11 protein-coding genes and 1 pseudogene are annotated in these 9,265 nt (G+C 71.1%); 7 read left to right on the top strand and 5 right to left on the bottom strand.

Annotation, left to right across the window (positions count from 1 at the left end):
- Both H5J30_RS09245 and H5J30_RS09240 read left to right on the top strand, forming a co-directional pair.
- Positions 1-373 (top strand): helix-turn-helix domain-containing protein (locus H5J30_RS09245; protein ID WP_181786828.1); only part of this gene is annotated, 373 nt, incomplete at its 5' end.
- A 99-nt stretch (positions 374-472) separates the two neighbouring features.
- The gene (locus H5J30_RS09240; protein WP_181786827.1) at positions 473-1,504 is read left to right on the top strand and encodes an NHL repeat-containing protein; all 1,032 of its coding nucleotides are present in this window, start codon (positions 473-475) and stop codon (positions 1,502-1,504) included.
- Positions 1,505-1,610: 106 nt separating this feature from the next.
- Here H5J30_RS09240 and H5J30_RS09235 read toward each other — a convergent pair.
- The 5 genes and pseudogenes from H5J30_RS09235 to H5J30_RS09215 form a co-directional block, all read right to left on the bottom strand.
- Positions 1,611-1,787 (bottom strand): annotated as a pseudogene (locus H5J30_RS09235) (YunG family protein); the annotation flags it as partial.
- A 61-nt stretch (positions 1,788-1,848) separates the two neighbouring features.
- Entirely contained in the window at positions 1,849-2,283 is a 435-nt protein-coding gene (locus H5J30_RS09230; protein WP_181786823.1) for a DUF4190 domain-containing protein, read from the bottom strand.
- Positions 2,284-2,555: 272 nt separating this feature from the next.
- Positions 2,556-3,365, bottom strand: a complete 810-nt coding sequence (locus tag H5J30_RS09225; protein WP_181786821.1) for an ABC transporter ATP-binding protein — start codon at positions 3,363-3,365, stop codon at positions 2,556-2,558.
- A gap of 3 nt (positions 3,366-3,368) precedes the next feature.
- The gene (locus H5J30_RS09220; protein ID WP_181786819.1) at positions 3,369-4,388 is read right to left on the bottom strand and encodes an ABC transporter substrate-binding protein; all 1,020 of its coding nucleotides are present in this window, start codon (positions 4,386-4,388) and stop codon (positions 3,369-3,371) included.
- Between the two features lie 93 nt (positions 4,389-4,481).
- Positions 4,482-5,363, bottom strand: coding sequence for an ABC transporter permease (locus H5J30_RS09215; RefSeq protein ID WP_181786817.1), 882 nt, complete (start codon positions 5,361-5,363; stop codon positions 4,482-4,484).
- Positions 5,364-5,692: 329 nt separating this feature from the next.
- On the opposite strand from H5J30_RS09215, the gene H5J30_RS09210 reads away from it, so the two are divergent.
- The 5 genes from H5J30_RS09210 (at position 5,693) to H5J30_RS09195 (ending at position 9,174) form a co-directional block, all read left to right on the top strand.
- Positions 5,693-6,253, top strand: coding sequence for a GNAT family N-acetyltransferase (locus H5J30_RS09210; RefSeq protein WP_181786815.1), 561 nt, complete (start codon positions 5,693-5,695; stop codon positions 6,251-6,253).
- Positions 6,156-6,431: a putative leader peptide gene (locus H5J30_RS37680; RefSeq protein ID WP_374100961.1), complete on the top strand. Its 276-nt coding sequence runs from the start codon at positions 6,156-6,158 to the stop codon at positions 6,429-6,431. Before H5J30_RS09210 ends, H5J30_RS37680 begins: the two co-directional genes overlap by 98 nt.
- A 168-nt stretch (positions 6,432-6,599) precedes the next feature.
- Positions 6,600-8,294, top strand: a complete 1,695-nt coding sequence (locus H5J30_RS09205; RefSeq protein WP_181786813.1) for a nitrite/sulfite reductase — start codon at positions 6,600-6,602, stop codon at positions 8,292-8,294.
- A complete protein-coding gene (locus H5J30_RS09200) occupies positions 8,291-8,473 on the top strand; it encodes a hypothetical protein (RefSeq protein ID WP_181786811.1) in 183 nt (60 codons plus the stop codon). Before H5J30_RS09205 ends, H5J30_RS09200 begins: the two co-directional genes overlap by 4 nt.
- On the top strand, positions 8,470-9,174 hold the full coding sequence (locus H5J30_RS09195; protein ID WP_181786809.1) for a phosphoadenylyl-sulfate reductase: 705 nt from the start codon (positions 8,470-8,472) through the stop codon (positions 9,172-9,174). Before H5J30_RS09200 ends, H5J30_RS09195 begins: the two co-directional genes overlap by 4 nt.
- Positions 9,175-9,265: the final 91 nt, after the last annotated feature.

Genomic DNA, 9,265 nt, shown 5'->3' with positions numbered 1-9,265 from the left:
GACGGCGCCGGCGCCGACGCGGGTGGTGCTGGACCTGACCCGGCCGGCGTCGCCGAGCCTGGCGGTGCTGGGCGGCGCGGGGCGGTGGTCGCAGCAGGTGAGCCCGCGGCACGCGGAGCTGCTGTACCTGCTGGCGGTGCACCGCGACGGGTTCAGCTCCACGGCGCTGGCCGACGCGCTCTTCGGCGACCCGGGGCGCACGGTGACGGTGCGGGCGGAGCTGTCCCGGCTGCGCCGGAAGCTCGGCGGGCTGCTGGCGCACAGGCCGTATCGTTTCTCCGACGAGATCGACGTCCAACTCCTGCTCCCCGCCCGCCCGGCGGACCTGCTCCCCGGGTCGACGGCCCCGGCGGTCCTGGCCGCCCGCAGCTGAACCCGCCCACACCTGAACCCGCCCGCCGCCGGGTCCGCCCGCCGAGTCGGCCCGCGGGGGTTATGATCTCCGGCCCACGCGTCTGCAGGGGAGGAAGCGATGCCCGTCGGGCCCGCGACCAGTGACACCGTCTACGAACCCGTCCCGTTCTGGGCGAAGATCCCGCACGGGATCTGGCTCAGGGAAGCCACGTCCGTCGCCGTCGACTCGGCCGACCGCGTCTACGTCTTCAACCGCGGCAACATGCCGGTGCTCGTCTTCGACCCGGATGGCAACGTTGTCGACATGTGGGGCAACGACACCCCGTACCTCGGCACCGAGCTGTACGAGGACCCGTACGGCAACACCCAGCCGCGCTGGCGCGGTTGCCGCTTCACCCGCCCGCACGCGGTCACCGTCGACCACGAGGACCACCTCTGGCTCGTCGACGACGTCGGCAACACGATCACCAAGACCGACCGCGCGGGCACCACCCTGCTGACCCTCGGCACCGGCGAGCCCAGCGGCTTCCAGAGCGGCGAGCCCTTCAACCGCCCCACGGACGTGGCGATATGCCCGCGCACCGGCGACGTCTTCGTCTCCGACGGCTACGGCAACTCCCGGGTCCACCACTACGACGCCGCCGGCCGCCACCTCGCCTCCTGGGGCACCCCCGGCACCGACCCGGGCCGCTTCAGCCTTCCGCACGCACTGACCCTCGTGGACGCCGCCGACGGCGAAGGCACCGTCGTCGTCTGCGACCGCGAGAACCACCGCGTCCAGGTCTTCTCCCGCACCGGCGACTTCCGCACCACCTGGCACGCCCACAAGGCGGTGGCCGTGTGCCCCACGGGCACGGGCCCCGACACCCGCCTCTACGTGGCCGAACAGGGCCCGCCCCCGATCCAGCACGGCGTCCCCGGCATCGGCCACAAGATCCGCGTCTTCGACACCGCGGGCCGGGAGGTGACCCGCTTCGGCGCGGACCTCCCCGGCGAGTCCCCGGCCAGCTTCAACTGGCTGCACAGCATCGCCGTCGACTCCGCGGGCGACGTCTACGCGGCGGAGGTCTCGTACGTGGAGGTCGGCAGCAAACTGACCCCGCCCCGCGAACTGGTGAGCCTCCGCAAATGGCGCCGCACCTCAGGCTGACACCGCGCCGGCCCGGGCGGGAGTCGGTCCACGCCGTTCCGGTCCGGGCCGACTACCGCCGCGCGTTCGCGAGTTGCTGCACGACCCGGGTGCGGAGCAGTTCGTACTCCTCGCGCAGCAGTTCGCCGCCCAGCAGGTCGTTGACCACCATCGCGGTGACCCCGCACTGGTCCCGGGCGGGGTTCCCGGGCGACCAGCGCGCCCGGAACTCGGGCGTGCACGTGTCGGCGCCCCAGCTGCTGCGCAGGGCCCGCTCGATGTCGGTGAGAAGCAACGTTGTCATGACGCCCATCCTCACGCCCGCCACTGACCAGCCGTTGTCTTACGGATGTGATCAAGGAGTACTAGGGCGACAAGGAGTATGAGATGAGGGCAATGACTAAGATGACCCCCAGCACCCCGACGCCGACCCAGCCGAGCACGATTCCGGCGGTGGCCATGCCACCTCCGCTGTTGTGGCGCTCTCTGATCTGTTGGCGGGCCACGTAGCCGAAGATCAGCGCGAGGATGCTGCCGATCCAGTAGATCCACAGGATGCCCAGCACCATGGACGCGATGGCCAGCCCGTTGGTCCGCTGGGGTGGTCCGTAGGGGTACGGAGGGTAGGGAGGGTAGGCGGGCGAACCGGTGTACATCGGCGGTTGCTGCGGCGATGTCGGCGACATGGGGTTGCTGGCGAACGGTTGGACGGTCGGCGGCACCGGCTCGTTCGACGGGGACGGGGACGGGGACGGGTTCGGATCGTCCGGAGACAAGTCCGGGTGGAATGGCTCGGACATGGAACCTCCTCGGAGCGCGAATCACCGCAGGTTGCCATGCTGCGGCCGGGAGGGGTCCCCAGCGGGTGGCAATCGGAGCATCGCGGGAGACGGCCTGCCACCACGCCTCCGGCTCCTCGGCGCACCGCGTCGAACGCGGGCAGCCAGTCGGAGGTCAGCGCCCCCTTGCCCATTAGCGCGGAGGCCAGCGGGCCAGCAGTTCCGCCGGCGCACCGTCCCGGGGTAGGTATCCTGCGGCGCCCCGGGGTTGCCGCAGGATACCGCCGCCGGGGCTAGTGCGCGCCGCTCAGGAGGGTGCGGGTGCGGGCTGCCAGGGTCTCGAACTCCGGGGCCGACATGACCTTTCCGTAGTCGCGCGCCGGCGGCAGGTCCACCGGCATCGTCTCGATGATGCGGCCTGGGCGGGCGCTCATCACCTCCACCCGGGTGCCGAGGTAGATGGCCTCCGAGATGGAGTGGGTGACCAGCACGATGGTCGTGCCCGTCTCCCGCCAGATGCGGTTCAGCTCGACGTTCAGGTGCTCCCGCGTCAGCGCGTCCAGCGCGCCGAACGGCTCGTCGAGCAGCAGCACCGGCGGCTCGTGCAGCAGCGCGCGGCACAGCGCCACCCGCTGCTGCATGCCGCCGGACAGCTCGTGCGGCAGCGCGTCCTCGAAGCCCGCGAGGCCCGTGAGCTCGATCAGCTCGTCGGCCCTGCGGGCGGCGGTCCGCTTGTCCATGCCGCGCATCTCGGCCTGCAGCAGGATGTTCTTGCGCGCCCCGCGCCACTGCAGCAGCGCGGCCCGCTGGAAGGCGAAGCCGATGTTGCGCTGCGGGCCCTTCACCTGCCGGCCCAGCAGGCTGACCTGGCCGGTCGTCGGCATCACCAGGCCGGCGATCATCTTCAGCAGGGTCGACTTGCCGCAGCCCGACGGGCCGAGGATGGAGACGAACTCACCGGGCTCGATCCGCATCGAGACCCCGTCGACCGCCGTGGTGCGACTGCGCTTCGTCGTGAACGTGCACGTCACATCGCGGATGTCGATGCTGGCGGACGCCGCCGCGTCGGTCGCGGCGGCCTTCTTCTTTTCGAGCTGCGGCACTGCTCACCCCTTAGCGGCGTACGACGCGTCCCAGTAGTCGGCGGGCTTCTTGGCCTCCTTCAGCATCCCGCCGTCCGACAGCAGGTCGATAGTCTCCTGCCACGACTCCTCGGAGTTGACGCCGACTCCGCCGCCGTCGCCCTCCAGCAGCGGCAGCGTGTCCTTGAGCTGGTTGGCGAGCACGTTGTCCGGCGGCGGCTCGGTCGCGGCCTCGGACATGATCTTCACGGCCTCGTCCTGGTTGGCCTCGACCTCCTGCCAGGACTTGGTGGTGGCCCGGACGAACGCCTTGGCCAGCTCGGGGTCGTCGGCGAGCATCTTGTCGGAGGCGACGATGCCGGTGCCGAGGACGTTCATGCCGAAGTCGGAGAAGAGGATGTAGTCGACCGTCTCGCCGGTGGTGTTCTCGATGGTCGGGCCCTGGTCGTGGAAGAAGCCCATGATGGCGTCGACCTTGCCGGCGGCGAGCTGCGAGATCTTGTCCGCCGGCTGGACGTTGACGACCTTGACCTTCGAGGGGTCCACGTCGTTGGCTTCGAGCCAGCCGGGGAAGGTGGCGTACATCGCGTCGCCCGGCGTGCCCGCGACGGTCTTGCCCTCCAGGTCGGCCGGCTCCTTGATGTTCTCGTCGGAGACGAACTGCACGGAGGACGGGCCCTTCTGGAGGTAGACCCCGAGGCTCTTGACCCCCATGCCCTCGCCGATGCCGGCCATCAGCGGCGGGGTGTCGGCCCAGCCGAAGTCGGTCTGGTTCTGCGCGACCTGCTGGATGGTGGCGGCGGAGCCGTTGCCGGGCTTGATCTCCAGGTCGATGCCCTCGTCGGCGTAGAAGCCCTTCTCCACGCCGTAGTAGAAGGCGGCGTGCTCCCCGTACGGCACCCAGTTGAGGGTCAGCGTGACCTTCTTGCCCTTGCCGTCGCCGCCCGAGTCGCCGCCGTCGTCGTCGTCCGACGTGTCGGGGGCGCAGGCGCCTGCGGCGAGCAGCGCGCTCAGCAGGGTGAGTGTCGCCGCGGTGCGTTTCATGTCGTTGCCTTCCTGGGTGGTCCGGTACTGCGGGATACGGGCTGCGGCGTCATGGACGCGAACGGAGCGGGGCGGCGGCCGTGCACGGCCCGCTCAGGTCGTCGCCATGGTCACGCTGGAACCCTCGCGGCGGCTGGCGTGCCACGGGATGAGGAGGGACTCGGCGACCTCGATGACGACGAACAGCACCACGCCGATCGCCGACATGAGGATCAGGTCCGCGAACAGCAGCGCGGAGTTCAGGTTGCCGCTGGCGAGCAGCAGGATGTAGCCGAGCCCTTCGCTGGCGCCGACGAACTCGCCGACGACGGCGCCGACCACGGCGAGCGTCACCGCGACCTTCAGCCCGGCCATCAGCTGCGGCAGCGCGCCGGGGAAGCGCACCTTGACGAAGACGCTCCACCGGCTGGCGCCCATCGTGGCGGAGAGGTCCAGCAGTTCGGGGTCGGTGTCGCGCAGGCCCGCGACGCCGGAGACGACGACGGGGAAGAAGGCGATCAGCACCGCCAGGATGATCTTCGGCGACAGCCCGGTGCCGAACCACACGATGAGGATCGGCGCGATGGCGATCTTCGGGATGACCTGGGCGAAGAGGATGATCGGGTACAGGGAGCGCTCCGCCGTCTTGGAGTAGACGATGAGCACGGCCGAGGCGATGCCGATGAGGGCCGCCAGCAGGAAGCCGATGACCGTCTCGTACAGCGTCACGTAGGTGTGCTCCGCCAGCATCGAGCGGTCTTCCCACATGACCTCGAAGACCGAGCCGGGGGTGGGCACGAGGTAGCGCTCGACCATCTCCCGTGCGGTGACGAACCACCAGACGAGGCCGATCACGGCGAGCACGATGAGGGGCCGCCACACGGCGGAGCCGAGGGCGGCGAGCTGGTTGCCGAGGCGCGCTCCGCGCCGCCCCGTCCGCTCGGGAGCGGTCGGGACGGCGGCGGGCGCCTTGATGTCGTCCTGTGCCGTTGTCACTCGAAATGCATCCAATCGAGGTTGAACACGTGGCCGTCGCCGGGGCAGTTCTTGCGGACGGCGGAACGGCTCCGGTCCCCCGCCCGGGTGGCGTCCGGGCGGTGGCCGTGGCGGCCTGTTCCGCGGGCCGTTCTGCGGTCGTGCGGTGAGGGTCGTTGCCGGGTGGTGCCGAGTGGTGCCTGGTGCGGTGCTACGACAGTGGCCAAGGCCGCAGAAAGCGCTTGCCATAAGCTACGGGCGGCGCCCACCCGCGGGCAAGGGGTCGTGAGGCAGATTCCTGCACCGCGCCCGGGTCCGCAAGGCACCGTGCGCCATGGTCTGATTCCCCCATGGAGAGCACCCCCCTCACCACCTGGTCACTGGAGCAGACCGCCGCGGACGATCTCGGCCCGGCGGCCGCGCCGGCGGGTGTCGCGGCCGGCGAGCTGACCGTGGTACGCGCCGCGATCCCTTCCCCGGGATACAACCGTTATCTCTACGGCGCGGTCGGCGCCGACGTGTCGTGGACGGACCGGCTGGTGTGGGACGAGGAGCGCTGGCGCGCCTTCGTCGAGCAGCCGGGGACCGAGACGTGGGTGGCGTACGCGAGCGGGACCCCCGCCGGCTACCTGGAGTTGGAGGGGCAGCCGGACGGGGTGGTGGAGATCACCTACTTCGGGCTGCTGCCGGCGTTCCGCGGCCGCCGCATCGGCGGGCACCTGCTCTCCGTCGGCACGGCGCGCGCCTGGGACCTGGCCGAGCGGTGGCCGGCGCGGCCGCCCACCCGCCGGGTGTGGGTGCACACCTGCAGCGATGACGGTCCGTACGCCCTGGACAACTACCGGCGCCGCGGCTTCCGGATCTTCGACGTACGCACCGAGGAGAAGCCCGCGGGCGGGGCACCGATATAGCCGCTCAAACCCCGGTGTCCATATAGCAAGACCCGACTGTCCGCATGACGGAATACTGTGGACGATCCACGGCACCCCATGCCACGCTCTCTCCATGGATCGAGCTGGAGTCGCCCTGGTGAGTCGGCGTCACGTCGATCTCGGCCGCATGTCCAGCGCCATCTGTCCGGCGGGCTGAGAGTCACAGCACCGCCGACCTCCCGCCGCCGCCCAGCCGTCCCCACCGTCGCGGACGCCCGCGCACGCCCCTGTAGCGCCGCCCTGCCGAAGAACCGTTTGCGCAGGTCAATCAGGGTCGTACGCGCCCACGGCCGGCTCCTTCGCCTGCCCTAAGGACACCCCTGTCATGGCTAACTCCTCCTCGCGCCCCACGGCGGCAGGCCGCCGCAAGGCCGGCCGCCACCGCGGCGAAGGCCAGTGGGCCGCCGGCCACTTCACACCGCTCAACGCCAACGAGCAGGTCAAGAAGGACGACGACGGTCTCAACGTGCGGACACGCATTGAGACGATCTACTCCAAGCGCGGCTTCGACTCCATCGACCCCGCCGACCTGCGCGGCCGGATGCGGTGGTGGGGGCTGTACACCCAGCGCAAGCCCGGCATCGACGGCGGCAAGACGGCGGTCCTGGAGCCGCACGAGCTGGACGACGAGCACTTCATGCTCCGCGTCCGCGTCGACGGCGGCCGGCTGTCGGTCACCCAGCTGCGGACGATCGGCGAGATCTCGCAGGAGTTCGCCCGCGGCACCGCGGACCTCACCGACCGGCAGAACATCCAGCTGCACTGGATCCGGATCGAGGACGTCCCGGAGATCTGGCGCCGGCTGGAGTCCGTGGGCCTGTCGACCACCGAGGCGTGCGGCGACGTCCCGCGCGTCGTCCTCGGCTCCCCGGTCGCCGGCATCGCCGCGGACGAGATCATCGACGGCACCCCGGCGCTGGAGGAGATCCAGCGGCGCGTCGTGGGCAACCCGGCGTACTCGAACCTCCCCCGGAAGTTCAAGGGCGCGGTCTCCGGCGCCACGCAGCTCGACATCGTGCACGAGATCAACGACGTCGCCTTCGTCGGCGTCGCACACCCGGAGCTGGGCCCGGGGTTCGACGTCTGGGTCGGCGGCGGCCTGTCGACCAACCCCAAGCTGGGGGTACGGATCGGCGCCTGGGCGTCGCTGGAGGACGTACCGGACGTCTTCGAGGCCGTCGTCGGCATCTTCCGCGACTACGGCTACCGGCGGCTGCGCAACCGGGCCCGGCTGAAGTACCTGCTCGCAGACTGGGGCCCCGAGAAGTTCCGCCAGGTGCTCCAGGACGAGTACCTGCTGCGCACGCTCGCCGACGGCCCCCCGCCGGCGGTGCCCGCCGAGCGCTGGCGCGACCACATCGGGGTGCACCGGCAGCACGACGGCCGCTACTACCTGGGCTTCGCCGCCCGCGTCGGCCGCGTCGACGGCGGCACGCTGACGAAGATCGCCGAACTGGCGGCGCAGCACGGCTCCGACCGGCTCCGTACCACCGTCGAACAGAAGATGCTGATCCTCGACGTCGAGGAGGACCAGGTCGCCCCGCTGCGCGAGGCGCTGGCGGCGCTGGACCTCCAGGTCGAGCCGTCGGCGTTCCGGCGCGGCACGATGGCCTGCACCGGCATCGAGTTCTGCAAGCTGGCGATCGTCGAGACGAAGGCCCGCGGCGCGGCGCTCGTCGACGAGCTGGAGCGGCGGCTGCCGGACTTCGACGAGCCGATCACCATCAACCTCAACGGCTGCCCCAACTCCTGCGCCCGCATCCAGGTGGCGGACATCGGTCTCAAGGGGCAGCTCGTCACCGGCGACGACGGCGAGCAGGTCGAGGGCTACCAGGTCCACCTGGGCGGCAGCCTCGGCCTGGACCCGGGCTTCGGCCGCAAGGTGCGCGGCCTGAAGGTCACCGCCGCGCAGCTCCCCGAGTACGTCGAGCGTGTGCTCACCCGCTACACCGCGGGGCGCGAGGAGGGCGAGCGGTTCGCCCAGTGGGCGGCGCGCGCCGGCGAGGAGGACCTCAAGTGAGCGGGCGGGCGGCGCCGTTCTACTGCCCGTACTGCGGCGACGAGGACCTGCGCCCCTCGGCGGAGGGGCACGCCACGTGGGAGTGCAGGGCCTGCAACCGCGCATTCAAGCTCTCGTTCCTCGGGCTGCTGGCCGACGGCCTGCGTCCCGACAGCGATGGAGGGAACCACAACCGATGACGGTCATCGAAGACGCGGACACAGATACCGTGGCGCTTGCCGAACAGGCCGGCCGCGAGTTGGAAGACGCCCCGGCGCTCACGATCCTGCGCTGGGCCGCGGACACCTTCGGCAAGCGCTTCTGTGTCACCTCGTCCATGCAGGACATGGTCGTCGCCCATCTGGCGTCCCGCGCCATGCCGGGCGTGGACGTCCTGTTCCTCGACACCGGCTACCACTTCCCCGAGACCCTGGGCACCCGCGACGCGGTCGCCGCCGTGATGGACGTGAACGTCGTCTCGCTCACGCCCCGGCTGACGGTCGCGGAACAGGACGCCGAGTACGGCCCGCGGCTGTACGAGCGCAACCCCGACCTGTGCTGCGCGATGCGCAAGATGCAGCCGCTGGAGGACGGCCTCGCCGCGTACGACTCCTGGGCCACGGGCCTGCGCCGCGACGAGTCGCCGACGCGCGCGGACACCCCCGTCGTCGGCTGGGACGCCAAGCGGCGCAAGGTGAAGGTCTCGCCGATCGCCCGCTGGTCCGAGGCGGACGTGCAGAACTACGTCGCCGAGCACGGCGTGCTGACGAACCCGCTGCTGGCCGACGGCTACCCCTCCATCGGCTGCGCGCCGTGCACCCGCCGGGTCGCGCCCGGCGAGGACGCCCGCGCGGGCCGCTGGGCGGGCTTCGCCAAGACCGAGTGCGGCATCAACGTCTGAGCGCTCCGGCGCGACCCAACCGTTCCCCGACCGGACCGTCCTAGCGTTGCGAGCCATGCATCCCGTACTGCTGATCGTCGCCCACGGCAGC

The organism is Streptomyces phytophilus (genome assembly GCF_013870535.1).
Taxonomy (GTDB): Bacteria; Actinomycetota; Actinomycetes; order Streptomycetales; family Streptomycetaceae; genus Streptomyces; species Streptomyces phytophilus.
This window is presented reverse-complemented; position numbering and strand designations above follow the sequence as displayed.

Excerpts from the sequence above, each read along its gene's own strand:
- H5J30_RS09240 (WP_181786827.1), top strand. The coding sequence starts at position 473 with ATGCCCGTCGGGCCCGCGACCAGTGACACCGTCTACGAACCCGTCCCG.
- H5J30_RS09230 (WP_181786823.1), bottom strand. The coding sequence starts at position 2,283 with ATGTCCGAGCCATTCCACCCGGACTTGTCTCCGGACGATCCGAACCCG.
- H5J30_RS09220 (WP_181786819.1), bottom strand. The coding sequence starts at position 4,388 with ATGAAACGCACCGCGGCGACACTCACCCTGCTGAGCGCGCTGCTCGCC.
- H5J30_RS09210 (WP_181786815.1), top strand. The coding sequence starts at position 5,693 with ATGGAGAGCACCCCCCTCACCACCTGGTCACTGGAGCAGACCGCCGCG.
- H5J30_RS37680 (WP_374100961.1), top strand. The coding sequence starts at position 6,156 with ATGACGGTCCGTACGCCCTGGACAACTACCGGCGCCGCGGCTTCCGGA.
- H5J30_RS09205 (WP_181786813.1), top strand. The coding sequence starts at position 6,600 with ATGGCTAACTCCTCCTCGCGCCCCACGGCGGCAGGCCGCCGCAAGGCC.
- H5J30_RS09195 (WP_181786809.1), top strand. The coding sequence starts at position 8,470 with ATGACGGTCATCGAAGACGCGGACACAGATACCGTGGCGCTTGCCGAA.